General features: G+C 57.0%; 17 protein-coding genes. 11 read left to right on the top strand and 6 right to left on the bottom strand.

Going from position 1 to position 17,571, the window contains the following annotated elements; translation table 11 throughout:
- Window positions 1-181: 181 nt before the first annotated feature.
- Complete coding sequence (locus tag ABLV11_RS02925; protein ID WP_276572870.1) at window positions 182-1,780, top strand: ABC transporter substrate-binding protein; 1,599 nt, start codon at window positions 182-184, stop codon at window positions 1,778-1,780.
- A 16-nt stretch (window positions 1,781-1,796) separates the two neighbouring features.
- The gene (locus ABLV11_RS02920; protein ID WP_004101835.1) at window positions 1,797-2,030 is read left to right on the top strand and encodes a DUF2526 family protein; all 234 of its coding nucleotides are present in this window, start codon (window positions 1,797-1,799) and stop codon (window positions 2,028-2,030) included.
- An 8-nt stretch (window positions 2,031-2,038) separates the two neighbouring features.
- Here ABLV11_RS02920 and ABLV11_RS02915 read toward each other — a convergent pair whose 3' ends face one another.
- Both ABLV11_RS02915 and ABLV11_RS02910 read right to left on the bottom strand, forming a co-directional pair.
- The gene (locus tag ABLV11_RS02915; RefSeq protein WP_105890295.1) at window positions 2,039-2,488 is read right to left on the bottom strand and encodes a DMT family transporter; all 450 of its coding nucleotides are present in this window, start codon (window positions 2,486-2,488) and stop codon (window positions 2,039-2,041) included.
- The gene (locus ABLV11_RS02910; RefSeq protein ID WP_004112774.1) at window positions 2,485-3,003 is read right to left on the bottom strand and encodes a GNAT family N-acetyltransferase; all 519 of its coding nucleotides are present in this window, start codon (window positions 3,001-3,003) and stop codon (window positions 2,485-2,487) included. The genes ABLV11_RS02915 and ABLV11_RS02910 overlap by 4 nt, the downstream gene beginning before the upstream one ends.
- A gap of 493 nt (window positions 3,004-3,496) precedes the next feature.
- On the opposite strand from ABLV11_RS02910, the gene ABLV11_RS02905 reads away from it, so the two are divergent.
- The 3 genes from ABLV11_RS02905 (at window position 3,497) to ABLV11_RS02895 (ending at window position 6,636) form a co-directional block, all read left to right on the top strand.
- Window positions 3,497-4,792, top strand: a complete 1,296-nt coding sequence (locus ABLV11_RS02905) for a porin (protein WP_126489085.1) — start codon at window positions 3,497-3,499, stop codon at window positions 4,790-4,792.
- Window positions 4,793-4,957: 165 nt separating this feature from the next.
- Complete coding sequence (locus tag ABLV11_RS02900) at window positions 4,958-5,533, top strand: helix-turn-helix domain-containing protein (RefSeq protein WP_004101846.1); 576 nt, start codon at window positions 4,958-4,960, stop codon at window positions 5,531-5,533.
- Between the two features lie 65 nt (window positions 5,534-5,598).
- Window positions 5,599-6,636, top strand: a complete 1,038-nt coding sequence (locus ABLV11_RS02895; protein ID WP_004112778.1) for an NADP-dependent oxidoreductase — start codon at window positions 5,599-5,601, stop codon at window positions 6,634-6,636.
- A 43-nt stretch (window positions 6,637-6,679) separates the two neighbouring features.
- Here ABLV11_RS02895 and rihA read toward each other — a convergent pair whose 3' ends face one another.
- On the bottom strand, window positions 6,680-7,615 hold the full coding sequence (rihA, locus tag ABLV11_RS02890) for a pyrimidine-specific ribonucleoside hydrolase RihA (protein ID WP_004101849.1): 936 nt from the start codon (window positions 7,613-7,615) through the stop codon (window positions 6,680-6,682).
- A gap of 293 nt (window positions 7,616-7,908) precedes the next feature.
- Here rihA and ABLV11_RS02885 point away from each other — a divergent pair, with 293 nt between their 5' ends.
- Complete coding sequence (locus ABLV11_RS02885; RefSeq protein WP_053064858.1) at window positions 7,909-8,208, top strand: DUF406 domain-containing protein; 300 nt, start codon at window positions 7,909-7,911, stop codon at window positions 8,206-8,208.
- Window positions 8,209-8,281: 73 nt separating this feature from the next.
- Here ABLV11_RS02885 and pqqU read toward each other — a convergent pair whose 3' ends face one another.
- Window positions 8,282-10,393: a TonB-dependent receptor PqqU gene (gene pqqU / locus ABLV11_RS02880; protein WP_224329679.1), complete on the bottom strand. Its 2,112-nt coding sequence runs from the start codon at window positions 10,391-10,393 to the stop codon at window positions 8,282-8,284.
- Window positions 10,394-10,656: 263 nt separating this feature from the next.
- Here pqqU and ABLV11_RS02875 point away from each other — a divergent pair, with 263 nt between their 5' ends.
- Together ABLV11_RS02875 and ABLV11_RS02870 are read left to right on the top strand one after the other, a co-directional pair.
- A complete protein-coding gene (locus ABLV11_RS02875; protein ID WP_016807844.1) occupies window positions 10,657-11,718 on the top strand; it encodes a YncE family protein in 1,062 nt (353 codons plus the stop codon).
- Between the two features lie 224 nt (window positions 11,719-11,942).
- Entirely contained in the window at window positions 11,943-12,164 is a 222-nt protein-coding gene (locus tag ABLV11_RS02870; RefSeq protein WP_004101857.1) for a YgdI/YgdR family lipoprotein, read from the top strand.
- Between the two features lie 49 nt (window positions 12,165-12,213).
- Here ABLV11_RS02870 and ansP read toward each other — a convergent pair whose 3' ends face one another.
- On the bottom strand, window positions 12,214-13,671 hold the full coding sequence (gene ansP, locus ABLV11_RS02865) for an L-asparagine permease (protein ID WP_016807843.1): 1,458 nt from the start codon (window positions 13,669-13,671) through the stop codon (window positions 12,214-12,216).
- 268 nt (window positions 13,672-13,939) lie between these two features.
- Here ansP and ABLV11_RS02860 point away from each other — a divergent pair, with 268 nt between their 5' ends.
- Entirely contained in the window at window positions 13,940-14,479 is a 540-nt protein-coding gene (locus ABLV11_RS02860) for an AAA family ATPase (protein ID WP_023329650.1), read from the top strand.
- 451 nt (window positions 14,480-14,930) lie between these two features.
- On the opposite strand, the gene ABLV11_RS02855 is transcribed toward ABLV11_RS02860, so the two are convergent.
- Window positions 14,931-15,212, bottom strand: coding sequence for a hypothetical protein (locus ABLV11_RS02855; protein ID WP_224329681.1), 282 nt, complete (start codon window positions 15,210-15,212; stop codon window positions 14,931-14,933).
- A 227-nt stretch (window positions 15,213-15,439) separates the two neighbouring features.
- On the opposite strand from ABLV11_RS02855, the gene ABLV11_RS02850 reads away from it, so the two are divergent.
- Together ABLV11_RS02850 and ABLV11_RS02845 are read left to right on the top strand one after the other, a co-directional pair.
- Window positions 15,440-16,441, top strand: a complete 1,002-nt coding sequence (locus ABLV11_RS02850) for an MsnO8 family LLM class oxidoreductase (RefSeq protein WP_224329683.1) — start codon at window positions 15,440-15,442, stop codon at window positions 16,439-16,441.
- A complete protein-coding gene (locus ABLV11_RS02845; RefSeq protein WP_142472182.1) occupies window positions 16,438-17,559 on the top strand; it encodes an amidohydrolase in 1,122 nt (373 codons plus the stop codon). Before ABLV11_RS02850 ends, ABLV11_RS02845 begins: the two co-directional genes overlap by 4 nt.
- Window positions 17,560-17,571: the final 12 nt, after the last annotated feature.

Raw genomic sequence — 17,571 nt, 5'->3', positions numbered from 1 at the left:
CCCCCCCCCCCCCCCCCCCCCCCCCCCCCCCCCCCCCCCCCCCCCCCCCAGAGTAGAGATGCTGAATTAATCGGCGAAAATGCGGTTTTTAGCATAACCTGATACCAATTGATTATTTGCCGGTTGAATTCCCCTGTGCTGTTATTAAAGGACTTATAACAAATTCATAAGGCTTATAACCATGTTTACAGGGAAAACGTTTATTGCGCTGGCGTCGAGCGCACTTCTGCCGGCGGCAAGCGCGCTGGCGGCGGGCGATGATACGCTGGTCTATTGCTCCGAAGCCTCTCCGGAATCCTTCAATCCGCAGATTGCCAGTTCCGGGCCCTCTTTTGTCGCCAGCTCTCAGGTGCTGTATAACCGGCTGATAAACTTTGATCCGGTCAAAAACACGCCTGTTCCTTCCCTCGCGACGGAATGGAGCGTCTCTCCGGACGGCAAAACCTGGACCTTTACCCTGCGTAAAGGCGTGCAGTTCAACAGCAATAAATTCTTTAAGCCGACCCGCGATTTCAACGCCGATGATGTGCTGTTCTCGGTGCTGCGCCAGAAAGATGCGAATCATCCTTATCACAATGTTTCCCACGGGCAATACGAATACTTTCACGACGTCGGGCTGGATAAGCTGATTAAAGAGGTCAAAAAGATCGATGACTACCACGTTCAGTTTGTGCTCAACGAACCCAATGCGGCATTCCTCGCCGACTGGGGGATGGATTTTGCCTCAATTCTGTCTGCCGAATATGCCGATGCAATGCTGAAAAAAGGCACGCCGGAGTATATCGATACCTGGCCTGTCGGCACCGGACCTTACGCCCTCCAGCAGTATAAGGTGGATTCGCTGATCCGCTATGTTGCCAACCCGCACTACTGGGATGGTGAAGTGCCGACTAAACACCTGATCTTCTCGATCACCCCGAACGTTGAGACACGGCTGGCGAAGCTACAAACCAATGAATGCCAGATTATTCCCGCGCCGTCGCCGGTACAATTCCCGGTGATTAAAGGTAATAAAGATCTGGCGCTGCATTCGGTTGAGGCGCTCAACGTCGGCTATCTGGCGTTTAATACCGAGAAAAAGCCGTTCGATAACCTGTTGGTGCGGCAGGCGCTCAATTATGCCACCGACAAGCAGGCGATCGTGAAAGCGGTGTTCCTGGAGTCCGGCAGCGTTGCGAAATCGCCGATCCCTGCCAATATGCTGGGCTATAAGAAAGATCTGCCCGATTACGACTACGATCCGCAAAAAGCGAAAGATCTCCTTAAACAGGCCGGGCTGGAAAAAGGGGCCGAAGTCACCCTCTGGTCGATGCCGGTGCAGCGCCCGTATAATCCTAATTCGCGCCGTATCGCTGAAATGATCCAGAGCGACTGGAGCAAAGTTGGCATCAAAGCCAAAATCGTCACCTATGAGTGGGGCGAGTACCTCGCCGGTATGCGCAAAGGGGAGCATGACAGCGCGCTGTTTGGCTGGATGTCAGATAACGGCGATCCGGATAACTTTGCCGGTACCCTGTTAAGCTGCGATAACATTAAAACCGGCTCCAACGTTGCCCGCTGGTGCGATAAGCCCTACGATGCGCTGGTGAAAAAGGCTATCCTGGTGAGCGACCCGCAGGAGCGCGCTAAACTCTACGCTCAGGCGCAGGAGATTTTTTATCAGCAGGCCCCATGGATCACCCTGGCAACCGGCAAAACCTTCTACGCGACGCGCAGTAACGTTAGCGGATACAGCGTGAGCCTGATGGGCAGCGATTTTTCCAAAGTTAAACTTAATTAAGCCGGAAGGAGGAAGCATGTCGCATCTGGATGAGGTCGTCGCGCGCGTGGACGCGGCGATTGCCGAAAGCGTCATTAGCCATATGAACGAACTGCTGATTACATTAAGCGACGACGCCGGGCTGGGGCGAGAAGAGCGCTACGTGCAGCAGCAGCGTTTGCGTAACGCTATTGCTCATCATGGCCGCCAGCAGCATGAGGAACAGGAAGCGCGCCGGGAGCAGTTGACCCGCGGCGGCGAGATCCACTAAGCCAGGCGCTAGAACTGGCGTCTGGCCACCAGCCAGGCGCCGATAACCAGCATTACCGCACCGCAGAGTGGGCCAATCAGCGCGCGAAGCGGAACGCTATGTGCGCGAAGTAAATCCATCACCAGGCCACCGATCAACTGACTGGCAATCAATACTGCGATGGTGGTCGCCGCCCCGACGTTCTGATAGCCGCTGATGCTGGCAAAGACAAAGAACGAACCCAGCAAACCCGGAATTAGCGTCCACCACTTTACGCTGACCGCCAGCTCCTGAATCCCTGCCGCGCCGTGCTTCAGCAGCAGTATCGTGACAAAAATCACGATGCCGACCAGCGAGTTCAGCAGCATAGCGATCAGAATGGTCGATGCGGACTGGGTAATTCGTACCATCAGGGTGTTTTGCACGACCAGCCCAATGCCGGCGGCAATCAAACAGGCCAGGGTCAGCGTCTGATTCATGCGCCGCCGTCCGGATCGCGGCGATCGTCAAGCTGTAGCTGCATAAAGGTCAAATCCAGCCAGCGGCCAAATTTCGTGCCGACCTGCGGCATCTGTCCGGTGGTGATAAAGCCCAGCGTGTGGTGTAGATGTAAAGAAGCCTCATTTTGCGCTTCAATACCGGCAACCATCACGTGCTTATTCAACCGCTTAGCTTCGGCGATCAGGGCCACCAGCAGGCTGCGGCCCAGCCCTTTGCCCTGATGCTCAGGATGGACATATACGGAATGCTCGACGGTATGGCGAAAGCCATCAAAGGCGCGCCAGTCTCCGAAGGAAGCATAACCGGTAATGACGCCGTTTTCTTCACTCACCAGCACCGGATAACCGGCGATCTGTCGGGCTTCATACCACGCGATGCGATTGTCGGTATCGACGGTTTTATCGTTCCAGATGGCGGCGGTATGGACGACCGCATGGTTGTAGATTTCTGCGATTGCCGCGCAATCGTCTTTGCTGGCATGGCGGATGATCATGGTAACCCTCAGGCTTGTACACTATAGTAGTACGCTATTATTACAATAATGTACGCAAGGATGTCATCTGTTTTAGTCATAAATTTTTCCTCTGGCTTGCCGAATCCGTCGGTTCTCTGTCCAGGACTCTCCTGTCTCATCATTCAAATCAATAACTCCTGTATTACAACTGATTGAACGTATCACTATTACTCTACAGTCATATTTTCAATTTTTATTTACCAGTTTTATATTTTGATGACATTTAGTAATGAAGTTGTGGCCACGATAACTTCATGATTGTATAGAAGATGATACAAATCATTGTGATAGCATTCCCTTTTTTATTTTTACGCAATAGAAATGGCTTAACCCCGGAAGATATATTGTCATTAATCAGAGTGCGTATGGAAAAATAGACGGCATAACTCTGGTGGATTTTATAACGATATTCCATTCATACCATTATGCGTATTTATACGCAGGGATTCATTTTGCTGATAAGGGTGAAGCAATGGCGCGTAGGAAAAATATGAAAGTAGTAGTGCCTTCGATACTGACAATTATTATGGGTAATGTATTAGTCAATACCACCATGGCGGCTGAAACCAATGTGCTACAGGCGGCACCGGCTTATACCGCAACGCAGACTAAAGGGGAGACGCTGTGGAGCAATGATGATACGGCGATCGGTATTTTAGGATCCGTACGTTTAATGGCCAAAACGGATTCTCATCATAGCCAGGAACATAATATACAGAATAATGACTCGCGGCTGGGGGTAGCTTTACGGCATAATTTTGATCTGAACGGCCTGAGTAATTATGCCGTAGGTTATTATGAGACTGGCGTTCATGGTTTAGATTCCGCAACAGATGACCAGGGCAACGATGTTTATACCCGGCAGGCTTATGCCGGTATTGGTAACGATCGATATGGTGTAGTGACCTTCGGTAAACAATATGCGCCGACCGACTGGGGGTTGGGCATTGACACAACCTATGCCTGGGGTGGAAAGGCGAAACATGATACCGCCGGAATGTCGACGGATATTATAAATTCCGCGGCAATCTACTATTTTAATGATAAAAATATGACCCTTGGCGTCATGGGGCAAGGTAATGACAACGTCGACAGCATCGGCTTTGCGGCCTATGGCGATGGCCCGAACCTGCATGACGCTTACCGCGATGGTTCAGCCACCGTTCACGGCGGCGCCGCGGCCGCCGCGCAGTATCGCTGGGATAACGGCTTCTCCGTCTCCAGCGCCGTTGCCTATAATCATTACACGGTAAATAGCGGATCAGCCAGCGGCTGCCAGAGTTTTGGCCCGAATGGTCACTGCTTTCATTACACCGATAATAACGGTGATGCCTATGACGGCAATACGTATTCCATGGGGATGAACGCAAAATATACCGCCAACGTCGGTGACCACGCCTGGTATAACGGCGCGGAGGTGACGTATTACCTGAATAAAGTTAATGATGTTAAAGCGGCGACCAGCGGTCATTACGATCGTAATACCCGGCATGGTGATGACCAGGAAACGGTGCTTGGCCTGGAATATGACTCACAGTTTAAAATCACGCCGGCCTGGGGAGTGTACGTTGATTTTAACTGGTCGCAGGGCGGGGATGCCATGGACGGGCAGCACTTCCAGTCGACGGTATTAGGCACTGATTACTGGCTAGGTAATAGCGCGATGACCTATCTTGAATACGGCTACGAAAAAGCCTGGGGCAACGATAACGAGGCGTGGAATATTGACGATCATCTTGGCGCAGTGGGCCTGCGCGTCTTTATTTAGTCGAGGCGTTTTCTTTTCATTTATTGCCTTAAAGGATGTAAGTTTAATTATCCCCTGATTTCTCCAGATTGCCCGGCGTAATATCACGTCGGGCCTTTTCCTCGGAATAAGCGGCCATTTTCGGCTGGTTGTGCAAACAGACGCCCTACACTATAGTGTCACGCTATGAACACTATAGAAGACAACCTGAACCAGCGCATCAGCGCACGCATCCGTATTGAGCGGGAATCTCGCGGCTGGTCGCTGAGCGAACTGGCGGATCGGGCGGGCGCGTCCCGGGCGATGATCCACAAGATCGAGCGCGGCGAAAGCAGCCCGACGGCCTCTATGCTTGGGCGGCTTTCCGGCGCTTTTGGCATCAGTATGTCGACGCTGATCGCCCGCGCCGAGATGCAGGAAGGCAAGCTGCTGCGGTTGGCTAATCAGCCGGTGTGGCACGACCCGCAGAGCCACTATCTGCGTCGTCACGTGTCGCCGCGTAGCGATTTGCCTATCGATCTGGTGCAGGTAGAGCTGCCCGGGGGCAGCGATATTCCGATGCCGGCGGCTTCTTATGCTCTGGCGCGACAGCTTATCTGGCTGCAGCAGGGCGAGCTGGTGTTTATCGAAGGCACTACGCGCCACGAAATGCAGGCGGGGGATTGTCTGGAGCTCGGGCCGCCTAACGACTGCCGCTTCATTAATGAAACCACGCAGCCCTGCGTCTATCTGGTCGTCCGGCTCAATCAATCTGCCTCATAATGTCAATGCGCGCTGACGGGAAAGCAGCTAGCCTCAATACAGACTTGTCAAAAGAGGAGTTTGTTATGGCTTTTAATCCGCAACGCCACCGCCGCTGGCTGCTGGCATCCCGTCCGCACGGCGAGCCGACCGGGGAGAACTTCCGCCTGGAAGAGGGTGAGGTCGCTTCTCCTGGGCCGGGGCAGCTGCTGCTGCGCACCGTCTTTCTGTCATTAGATCCCTATATGCGCGGGCGGATGAGCGACGCGCCTTCCTACTCGCCGCCGGTCGCCATTGGCGCGGTGATGGTGGGCGGCACCGTAAGCCGCGTTGTAACGTCGAACCATGCTGATTATCAGCCCGGCGATTGGGTGCTGGGCTACGGCGGCTGGCAGGATTATGAGATTTCCGATGGCAGCGGGTTGGTGAAGCTGGGCGATAACCCGGAACACCCCTCCTGGGCGCTGGGTATCCTCGGTATGCCGGGCTTTACCGCCTACATGGGACTGCTCGATATCGGCCAGCCAAAAGCGGGCGAGACGCTGGTGGTGGCCGCCGCCACCGGGCCGGTCGGCGCCACGGTCGGCCAGATAGCGAAGCTGAAAGGATGCCGTACGGTAGGCATTGCGGGCGGCAGCGAGAAGTGCCGCTATGCGGTAGAGACGCTGGGTTTCGACGTCTGTATCGATCACCGCGCGCCCGATTTTGCCGTTAAGCTGTTAGAAGCGTGCCCGCAGGGCATCGATATCTACTATGAGAACGTCGGCGGCAAAGTATTCGATGAAGTGCTGCCGCTGTTGAACACATCGGCCCGCGTGCCGGTCTGCGGCCTGGTCAGCGGTTACAACGCTACCGCGCTGCCCGCTGGCCCGGATCGTTTACCGCTGCTGATGGCGACGATCCTCAAAAAACGCATTCGGATGCAGGGCTTTATCATCGGCCAGGATTACGGTCACCGGATTGCGGAGTTCCAGCAGGAGATGGGGCGCTGGGTGCAGGCAGGGAAAATCAAATACCGCGAGCAGGTCGTTGACGGCCTGGAGAACGCGCCGCAGGCGCTCATCGGCCTGCTGAAGGGTGAGAACTTCGGTAAGGTCGTGGTTCGCGTCTCTCCTGACGAGTAATCATGTACCCGGCAGGCTTCGCGCCTGCCGGATAGTTTGACCATCAGGCGTAAAACGCCAGCCGCTCGGCCAGCAGATCGACAAAGGCCCGGCGATCGATGTCGAGCATCACCGTCGTATTTGGCGTCTTGCCGGTCAGGTTGTAGAAATCGACCACCGTCATTCCCTGCGTATATTTCCCCTGCGTTTCCACGCCGACCCAGCGTTCAACGGTGGTAAACATCTCCGGCTTCAGCAGCCAGGCAATGGTGCAAGGATCGTGCAGCGGAGCGCCGACAAAACCCCATTTTTCATCCTTGTGGTACTCAAGGAAAAAGTCGAGTAGTTCGGCGACGATAGTGGATATCGGATTGCCGATACGGCGGAAACGCTCGATATCTTCGACGTGGATTTGCGCTTTGTGGGTGACATCCAGCCCGGCCATCACCACCGGGATCCCGGACTGGAAAACGATCTCTGCCGCTTCCGGGTCGACGTAGATATTAAACTCGACCGCCGGCTGCCAGTTACCCAGCACCATGGCGCCGCCCATCATCACGATGCGGGCAATTTTGCTATGCAGTTCAGGGTGGCTGTTGAGCAACAGGGCGACGTTGGTTTGCGGACCGGTAGCGACGATCGTAACCGGCCCGGCGCTTTCGCGCAGCGTTTTCGCCATCAGCTCGACGGCGGTGCAGGCCTGCGCGGCAAAGCCTGGCTCCGGCAGCGCCGGGCCGTCAAGCCCACTCTCGCCATGCACGTTATCGGCGATAATCAGCTCCCGCATCAGCGGCTTAAGCGCGCCGCCGGCAACCGGAATATCCGGGCGCTTAAGCAGGGTGAGCATCCTCAAGACGTTGCGCAGCGTTTTTTCCGGTGTCTGGTTTCCGGCGGAGGAGGTGACGGCTTTCACATCGAGTTCGGGTGAGGCGAGGGCAAGAACGAGGGCGATCGCGTCGTCGTGACCCGGATCGCAATCGATAATCACTGGCAGTGCCATGGCAGCTCCTTGTTGGCGTTATTTTGTGACAAGGGTAACGCCGCAAAGCGCTATAGACGAGGCTCAACGCAGGATAGTGTGATGGTGTGCACGAATGGTTGCCGATATTTTGGGCTCTCTCGCCAGGACGGATGCGCGATCTGTGCGCAATCAGGGCGTAGCCATGCGGTGGCGCAAGAAGTCGCTTCACGCGGTGGCGTATAATGATAAAACGACTCAACCATACGAATATTATTGGTTTGCTTTCCGCAAATGGATTCTTATTCTAAAGAAAATTTTACGAGGTAACCGCAATGAAAGATGTTGTAGATAAATGCAGTACCAAAGGCTGTGCCATTGATGTAGGTTCGATTATTGATAATGAGGACTGCGTATGGCGAGTTGAGAAAAACTTCGTCAGCCGTGAAGAGGCTGAGTCCACCCTGGCGGCCGTTCGCCAACGTGCCGAAGCCGCCGCACCCGCCAGCGAGCCGCCGCAGGTTGACTATACCATTGAGACCGCCGGTGATGAGGTTAAGCTTGAGGCTTCAATTGCCTTCTCCTGCCAGGCGGAGAAGATTATCTTCGAATTGTCCTTAAGAAACCTGATTTAACGTCAGTAAGCCGCCACAGCTAATCCTCAAGGGGATCATGCAAGCGATCCCCTTGAGGCTCAGCGGTGAAGGGTTACTCAAATCGCCATGCCAGATTGAGCCCGATGCCGTAGTTGCGGCCCGGCGCCGGTTCGTAGTAGCGTCCATTGGATTCGTTAACGATAACCGAACCGGCGTAGCGGCGGTCAAACAGGTTATCGACGCGGCCAAACAGATCCATATCCATCTTGCCGTAGCTCCATTTATAGCCGGTCGTCAGGCCGACGACTGTCCAGGACGGCGCTTTGGCGGTGTTCTCATCGTTAGCCATAATATCGCTCAGATAGCGAATATCGCTGCCCGCGTACCAGCCTTTTTCTGGCTGGTAGCCGAAGGAGGCGTAGCCCATGTTACGGGCGATCCCCGGAATACGATTACCTTTACAGCTGGCATCGTCGCAGACATTGGTACGATAGGTCGCATCCAGCCAGGTCCAGGCCGCTTTTAAACGCCAGCTCTCGCCGAACTGCTGATCCAGTCCCAGTTCCATCCCCTGGCGACGGGTTTTCCCGGCGTTTTTGTAGCTGGTACGGCCCCCGCTGCTGGCATCGACAACAATCTCATTGTCGGTGTCGGTCTGGAACAGCGCGGCAGTTAACAGGCCATTGCCGATTCGCGCCTTACTGCCAATTTCAACCGTTTCGTTGGTCGACGGCTGCAGGCCAAAATTCAGCCCGCCCTGGTCGCCGGAGCGATAGGAAAGCTCATTGATCGTCGGCGTTTCGAAACCGCGACCGGCGGAGACGTAGACATTCCAGGCGTCGGTTACCGCATATTTCAGCGAGCCTGCCGGCAGCCATTTATGATAGCTGGCTTCGCCGCTGTCATCGCCGTTGCCCGGCGTAATGTAATAATCGTTGGAATCGAACCAGACTGAGCTATAGCGCACGCCGGCGTCCAGAGAGAGCTTCTCGGTGAGCTGCCACTGGGTTTGCAGATAAGGGTCAAGGTTCCACATCAGGTTGCGCTCGTTGCGGCGCAGGTCGCCTTTCTCCCCGTACTGCGGCGCGCCGTTGTTCATGACAAAGTTTTCGTAACCCTTGCGACGTTCGCTCATGGTCTCGTAGTCGAGACCGGTGGTAAAGGTGACCGGCACCAGAAGCTCGCCACGGTGCGTCCAGCGGGTATCAATGCCCTGATAGTGACGCGTCAGGTCGATCACGCCGCCCGCATGGGTGGGTTTGAGCTGCGGCGCACGCGGGATCGACTGATATTGCGTGGTCTCACGCTCGCCGGCATACATCATCACGCTCAGATCGTCCTGCTCGCTCAGCTGTCGCTCGTAGCGTAAACCGGCCTGGGTCTGTTTGATGGTTTTACGGGTATTGTACTCATCGCCTCTCGGCGACTGGCGCGGATTGTTTTGCCATTCGTCATAGCTCAGGCCGCCCGCGTCATTAGCTTTAATATCCACGCTGTTAAACAGCAGGGTCAGCTTACTGACGTCATTGATGCGCACGCCGAGCTTCGCGTTGGCGAGATTCTTACGCGCGCCGCTATGGTCGCGGGAGCCATGGGTGGTGAAGCGGTTGGTGGAGACCACATAGTCGACATCGCCCGCATGGGTACCGTCGCCGACCGCGCCGGTTGCTTTCATGCCGTAATGCCAGGTACCGAAGCTGCCGTAATAGCTGCTGGCTTCGAGAGTTGGCGGCTGGGCGCCGGTCTGGCTGGTAGCGTTGATCACCCCGCCGGAGGAGTTACCGTACAGAGCGGAAAACGGTCCGCGCAGCACTTCAAGCGAATCCAGGCTGCCAATATCAATATTCGAGGTTTGCCCCTGGCCGTCGGGCATGGTGGCCGGGATGCCATCGACGTAAATGCGCAGCCCGCGCACCCCGTAGGTGGAGCGAGAGCCAAAGCCGCGAATTGAAAGCTGCAGATCCTGCGCGTAGTTCTGGCGGTTTTGCACCTGTAGTCCCGGTACCGCGCCCAGCGACTCGGAGAGGTTAACCCGCGGCGCAGCCTGGCGCATCTCATCGCCGTTAACCACGCTGACGGCGGCGGGGGTATCGAGTTCAGAGACTGCCGACGGCGCGGCGGTAACTACCATGGTCTGTTCAGCAGCCATAGCGGTTGGCGCAGCGGATACCAGCGGTAAAAGCAGAGCGGGGAGCGCGACGGCGCGCACGGAAAGGATTTTCATCAACGTTACTCACAAAACGAACCAAACGGAACATATGTATATATGTTAGCTCTTTTGTAAATTTTTTGAAAAGACTTAACAGGATTTGAGTTAACAAATAGCAAGAATTGCGTGATGCTCAGGACACAACTGGTAATTAACGCTCCACATTGCGATAAATAATGATTACTATTCGCATTCCAAAGAATAGCGCAAAGCGATGATTTTGCGCCCCGGAAGCACTGTCGAGCAGGCATATATTTGTTTTATCAAAGGGAGTCGTCATGTCATTACGTCATCTGTCCGCGCCGCGTCTGCGCCGTTCACTGTTGTTAACTTCATTACTGCTGGCGGGGAGCTTTAGCGCCCATGCGGCGGAAGAAATGCTGCGCAAAGCCGTCGGCAAGGGCGCATACGAAATGGCCTATAGCCAGCAGGAGAACGCGCTGTGGGTGGCCACATCGCAAAGCCGTTCGCTGGATAAAGGCGGCATCGTTTACCGTCTCGATCCGACGACCCTCGAAGTAACCCAGATCATTCATAACGACCTGAAACCCTTCGGCGCGACGATCAATAACGCCACCCAGACCCTGTGGTTTGGCAACACTACCGACAGCACCGTCACTGCCATTGATGCTAAAACCGGTAAGGTAAAAGGGCGTCTGGTGCTCGACGCTCGTCAGCGCAGCGAAACCGTGCGCCCGCTGGCGCCGCGCGAGCTGGCGGTCAATGAGAAAACCAATACCGTCTACATCACCGGCCTGGGTAAAGAGAGCGTGATTTGGGTTGTGGATGGCGACAAGCTGACGCTGAAAGACACTATCGCTAATACCGGCGCAATGGCGACCGGCCTGGCGGTGGACGCAGAAGCGAACCGCATCTATACCACCAACGCCGACGGCGAGCTGGTGACTATCGACAGTACCAGCAATAAGATCCTCTCGCGCAAGAAGTTGCAGGATGATGGTAAAGAGCACTTCTATCTGAATCTCAGCCTTGATACCGCCGGTCATCGCGCCTTTATCACCGACAGTAAACAGCCGGAAGTGCTGGTGGTCGATATTCGCGATGGCAAAGTGCTGGAGAAAATCGCCGCGCCGGAGTCCCTGGCCGTTCTGTTCAACCCGACGCGCAATGAAGCCTACGTGACGCACCGCAAAGCCGGGGAAGTGAGCGTGATCGATGGTAAGAGCTACAAGGTGGTCAAAACTTTCAAAACCCCGACCCACCCGAATAGCCTGATGCTTTCCGCCGATGGCAAAACGCTGTACGTAAGCGTGAAGCAGGAATCGACGCGTCAGAAAGAGGCGACCCAGCCGGATGACGTTATCCGCATCGCGCTGTGATCTTCACGGGAGGGGGAAGCCCCTCCTGAAAGTCGTTCTGCCGGGCGGCGGTTGGCGTCTTACCCGGTCGGCATAATCCCCGCCTGGTTCGTGCCTTACAGAAAATAGCCTCTTCACCGATATCACCCTCTGTTACAAACGCTTATTAGCCTGACAAATGTAATGGCTATAAACTTACCGCTTTCCTGCGCAAGCGGGACGGTGGCATTAATCCTGGAGATATGATGAAAAGAACATTGATGGTCGTTTGCGCCGGCGCAATGCTGGCTTTGCTGGCAGGCTGTAGCTCAAACTACGTGATGACGACGAAAAGCGGACAAACCATTGTGACGCAGGGCAAACCGAAGCTGGATAAAGATACCGGCATGACCAGCTATACCGATGAGTCGGGCAATAAGCGCCAGATTAACAGCAGCGATGTTGCTCAGCTGGTGGAAGATAATTAAGTTCTGCAGTTGCGGTTTGCCCCACCGGGCAAACCGCAAAAGGGACGGGTTACGGTTTTTCAATATCCGGCGCAGTGCTGTGAATATCATGCACGCGCTTGCGTACGCCAAACCAGCCGGCGACCAGCAAAACGGCAATCAGCGGAATCGAACCGATGGTATAAGTCCCATTCGGGTAATCGAAAGCCATTAATACCAGCACGCTCAGCAGGAATAGCAGGGTCAGCCAGGAAGTAAAAGGCGCTCCCGGCATCTTGAAGCTGACGTCTGCGGCCTTGCCTTCTTTGATCGCCTTGCGCAGGCGCATCTGGCACACCACAATAAATCCCCATGAGGCGATGATGCCCAGCGAAGCGACGTTGAGGACTATCTCAAACACCTGCGAAGGCACCAGGTAGTTGAGGAATACCCCAACGACATAGACGCCCAGCGTTGCCAGAATACCGGCATAGGGCACGTGATGGCGGCTCATTTTCGACATAAATTTAGGCGCTGAACCGCCCATCGACATGGAGCGCAGAATACGCCCGGTGCAGTACAGTCCGGAGTTGAGGCTGGAGAGCGCGGCGGTTAATACCACAATATTCATCACGCTGCCGATATACGGCACGCCCAGCTTCGAGAAGAAGGTGACGAACGGACTCTGCCCGGCCTGATAGGCATTCCACGGTAGCAGCAGCACCAGCAGCAGCACCGAGCCAACGTAGAACAGACCAATACGCCAGATGACGCTGTTGATGGCGCGCGGCACCATGGTCTGCGGATCTTTACACTCGCCGGCGGCGGTACCTACCAGTTCAATAGAAGCGAAGGCGAAAACCACGCCCTGAACCAGCACCAGCGCCGGGAGCAGGCCGTGCGGGAACAGACCGCCGTTATCGGTGATCAGATGGAAACCGGTGGCATTGCCATCCAGCGGCTTGCCGGTGCCAAGAAAAATAGTCCCGACCACCAGAAACGCCACGATTGCCAGTACCTTGACCAGCGCGAACCAGAACTCCATCTCGGCGAACCATTTCACGCCGATCATATTCATGGTGCCGACGATCGCCAGCGCGCCGAGGGCAAAGACCCACTGCGGAACGTCGCCGAACGCGCCCCAGTAGTGCATATACAGCGCGACGGCGGTGATATCGACAATCCCGGTCATCGCCCAGTTGATGAAGTACATCCAGCCCGCAACGTAAGCCGCTTTTTCGCCGAGGAACTCGCGGGCGTAGGAGACGAAGCTGCCGCTGGAAGGGCGATGAAGCACCAGCTCGCCAAGCGCGCGTAAAATAAAGAACGAGAAGAGGCCGCAGACCAGATAAACCAGCGCCAGCGCCGGTCCCGCCATTTGCAGGCGCGCGCCCGCGCCGAGGAACAGGCCGGTACCAATCGCGCCGCCGATGGCAATCATCTGCACCTGACGGTTGCCCATCGCCTTGTGGTAGCCGGACTCCTGCGAGTTTAGCCAGTGGCGTTTGGCAGCGTGCTGCTCCGCCACGCTAGAGTGTTTTGTATTCATTGATGTCGCTATTTTCCTGTCAATGTCCATGAAGTGGTTCGTGCTGCTGGCTCTCCCATCATTCTGATGAATGAGATAAGCGAGCATGGCGGAGAATCCTACACGTATCGGAAAATGGACGCACGTAAAAGATTTGTCGACAGCACTTGCTTAAATATCAATGAGATCGGCAGGTTTAAGTCCTTCCCCGGCACCCTGGAAATTTTGCTCAGCGTTTTAACGGTATTGCGCTATGCTTTTCCGCCCGCGTTTTGCCCGAGAGGCCACGATGAAAATCAACGTAGTAGGGACCAGCGGCGTCGGCAAATCTACCCTCGCGCGTCGGCTGGCTCAGGAACTGTCTCTGCCTTATATCGAAATGGATGTGCTCTACTGGCTGCCCGAGTGGCAAGGGACGCCGGACGATGAGTTCTACGCTAAGCTGGCCGCCGCGCTCGCCGCGCCAGGCTGGGTGCTTGACGGCAACTATAACCGCAGTCGTCCGGTAAAATGGCGCGACGTGGATCTGGTGGTGTGGGTGGATTACAGCTTCTGGCGCACGATGCGCCAGGCTATCTGGCGCGCGGCATCGCGTGCCAGCCGACGCCAGGAACTGTGGCCTGGCACCGGTAACTGTGAAACCTTCCGCCGCTCCTTCTTTAGCCGGGACTCCATTATTCTCTGGACGCTAAAAACCTGGCGCAATAATCGCCGCCGCTATCTGGCGGATATGCAGGATCCGCAGTATCGACATATTCGCTTTGTGCGCTTACGCAACCAGCAGCAGACCGAGGCGCTGGTGCGCGAGCTTCGGCAGAATAGCCGATAATCCCCCGGCTCGCGCTGCGCTTAGCCGGGCTACAGGCCCGCAGATTGCTCAGGACGCGTAGCCCGGACAGATGCGCAGCATCGCCTCCGGGAAATTCTGCCACTCTGCGCTCTTTTTCCGGAGGGCGGCGCAAAGCCCTTGCCCGGGCTACCGGGCCGCAGACTGCTGAGGACGCGTAGCCCGAACAGATGCGCAGCATCGCCTCCGGGAAATCCTGTCACTCTGCGCTCTTTTTCCGGGGGCGGCGCAAAGCCCCTGCCCGGGCTACAGGGCCGCAGGCTGCTGAGGACGCGTAGCCCGGACAGATGCGCAGCATCGCCTCCGGGAAATTCTGTCACTCTGCGCTCTTTTTCCGTGGGCGGCGCAAAGCGCCTGCCCGGGCTACCGGGCCGCAGGCTGCTGAGGACGCGTAGCCCGGACAGATGCGCAGCATCACCTCCGGGAAAGTCTGTCACTCTGCGCTCTTTTCCCGGGGGCGGCGCAAAGCGCCTGCCCGGGCTACAGGGCCGCAGGCTGCTGAGGACGCGTAGCCCGGACAGATGCGCAGCATCGCCTCCGGGAAATCCTGCCACTCTGCGCTCTTTCCCCGGGGGCGGCGCAAAGCGCCTGCCCGGGCTACCGGGCCGCAGGCTGCTGAGGACGCGTAGCCCGGACAGATGCGCAGCATCGCCTCCGGGAAATTCTGCCACTCTGCGCTCTTTTCCGGGGCGGCGCCGTGTATGACCGGATACATAGGTGACAGATCAGACCGGGAACATAGGTAACACTTTTAGAACTCGTAGCCCGGGTAAGGCGTTTACGCCGCAACCCGGGGAATGTGTCGTGACGTGGCATCGCCTCCGGGGACATTTACCTCACCGCATATCTAATTTTCGGCAGAGCACATGTAAATAAATTGTTTCTCTCCAGCCGCGGGCGCTTCTAATAATGCAGACATGTTAATTCACATGAGCCTGCGAAATGTCTTATCGAATCAGTATCCTGGATAAAAGCCCGCTGGCGGCCGGAGAAACGGCCGCCCAGGCGCTGGCGCGCACATTAACGCTCGCGCAACAGGCGGAAGCCTGGGGATATCATCGTTTCTGGATCGCCGAACACCACAACACCGACCAGCTCGCCAGCCCGTCGCCGGAACTGGCGATTGCCTGGATCCTCGGCCAGACCCGCAGCATTCGCGTTGGCTCCGGCGGCGTTATGCTGCAGCACTACAGCCCATATAAGGTGGCGGAGAACTTCAATATGCTGGCTTCTCTTGCCCCGGGCCGCGTGGATCTGGGCGTGGGCAAAGCCCCCGGCGGACTGCCGCTCTCCACTCGCGCGTTGCAGCAGGGACTTAATCTCCAGCAAAAGGGGAGTTTTGCCGACCAGCTGGCGCAGCTCGACAACTGGCTGTCGCTGACCGAAACCGATGGTGAAGAGAGCGTCCGCGCAACCCCAATCCCGCCGCGTCGCGCCGACGGTTTTCTGCTCGGCGCCAGCCTGGAGAGCGCGCAGCTGGCGGCGCAGCTGGACTGGAACTTCGTCTTCGCCGCCCATCTCAACGGCGATAAACAGCTGCTGCGGGAGGTGTTAACCCGCTGGCGCGAACTGAGCCGTCGCGACGCCATTATCGCCGTTCAGGTTATTGTGGCCGAAGAGGCCGCAGCGGCCGTGGCGCTGGCAAAATCCGTCGAAGCGTGGGGCGTTGAGCTGGAAAACGGTCAGCGGGTGACCGTCGGCAGCGAAGCGCAGGCGGCCGCCTTTGCCCGTCAGGCGGGCAGCAGGCCGACGCGTATCGCCCGGCGGGAATCGGCCGTGCTGTTCGGCACCCCCGAGCAGGTGAAAGCGCAGCTGGATGCCTTGCAGTCGGCGTGGAACATCGACGAATTTATTATCGACACGCCCATTAGCGACGGCGCTGCGCGCCTTAACTCCCTGCGTCTGTTGGCCCGGGCGCATCTGAGCGCGGAGGTCCAGCCATGAACCTTGCTGAACAGTTAATTCGCTGGCGGCGCGAGCTGCATCAGTATCCGGAACTTTCGCTGCAGGAGGTCGACACCACCGCGCGTATTCGCGACTGGCTACAAAGCGGCGGCATCAGCCTGTTGCCATATGATCTGAAAACCGGCGCGGTTGCCGAGGTTGGGAGCGGCAATAAGGTGATTGCCCTGCGTGCCGATATTGATGCGCTGCCTATCGAAGAGGCGGCCAGCGTGCCGTTTCGCTCGCTGAATGCCGGCGTGATGCACGCCTGCGGGCATGATATTCATACCAGCGTGATCCTTGGCGCGGCCTTACTGCTGAAACAACGCGAAGCGCAGCTGGCGGGACGCGTCCGCATTCTGTTCCAGCCGGCGGAGGAGAGCTTCGGCGGCGCGAAAACCCTGATTCGCGCCGGCGTGCTGGAGGGCGTTTCCGCCATTTTCGGTATGCATAATGAACCGGGGCTGCCGGTGGGGGAATTCGCCACCCGAGGCGGCGCGTTTTATGCCAACGTCGATCGCTTTGTGTTTAAGGTGACCGGCAAAGGCGCTCACGCCGCCCGGCCTCATGAAGGGAAGGACGCCATTCTGCTGGCCAGCCAGCTGGTGACCCTGCTGCAAAGCGTCGCCAGCCGCGAAGTGAACACCCTCGATTCCGTGGTGCTGAGCGTCACGCGGATTCAGGGCGGCAATACGTGGAATGTCCTGCCGGAAAGCGTCGAGCTGGAAGGTACGCTGCGCACCCACAGCAGCGAAGTCCAGCAGCGGGTGAAGGCGCGGGTGAGCGAGATTGCCGCCGGCTTCGCCAGCGCCTTCGGCGCGCAGATCGATGTCTTCTGGTACGCCGGGCCGACCGCGCTGGTCAATGATGAACGCTGGGCGGCTTTCGCCAGCCACGTGGCCGATCGATCCGGCTACCGCACGCACCATGCGGATCTCCATCTCGGCGGAGAGGATTTCGCCGTTTATCTTCAGCATATTCCCGGCGCGTTCGTCAGCATCGGCAGCGCCAGCGAGTTTGGTCTTCACCATCCGGCGTTTAACCCGGATGAGCGCTTAATCGCGCCGGCGGCGCACTACTTTGCCGATCTGGCAGAGCAGGCGTTGAAAGAACTTTAATTATTCAGGGTC

Source organism: Klebsiella sp. GW_Kp181, assembly GCF_040062315.1.
Classification (GTDB): Bacteria; Pseudomonadota; Gammaproteobacteria; order Enterobacterales; family Enterobacteriaceae; genus Klebsiella; species Klebsiella oxytoca.
The sequence above is the reverse complement of the archived record's forward strand: the minus strand, read 5'-3'. Positions and strand labels throughout refer to the sequence as shown.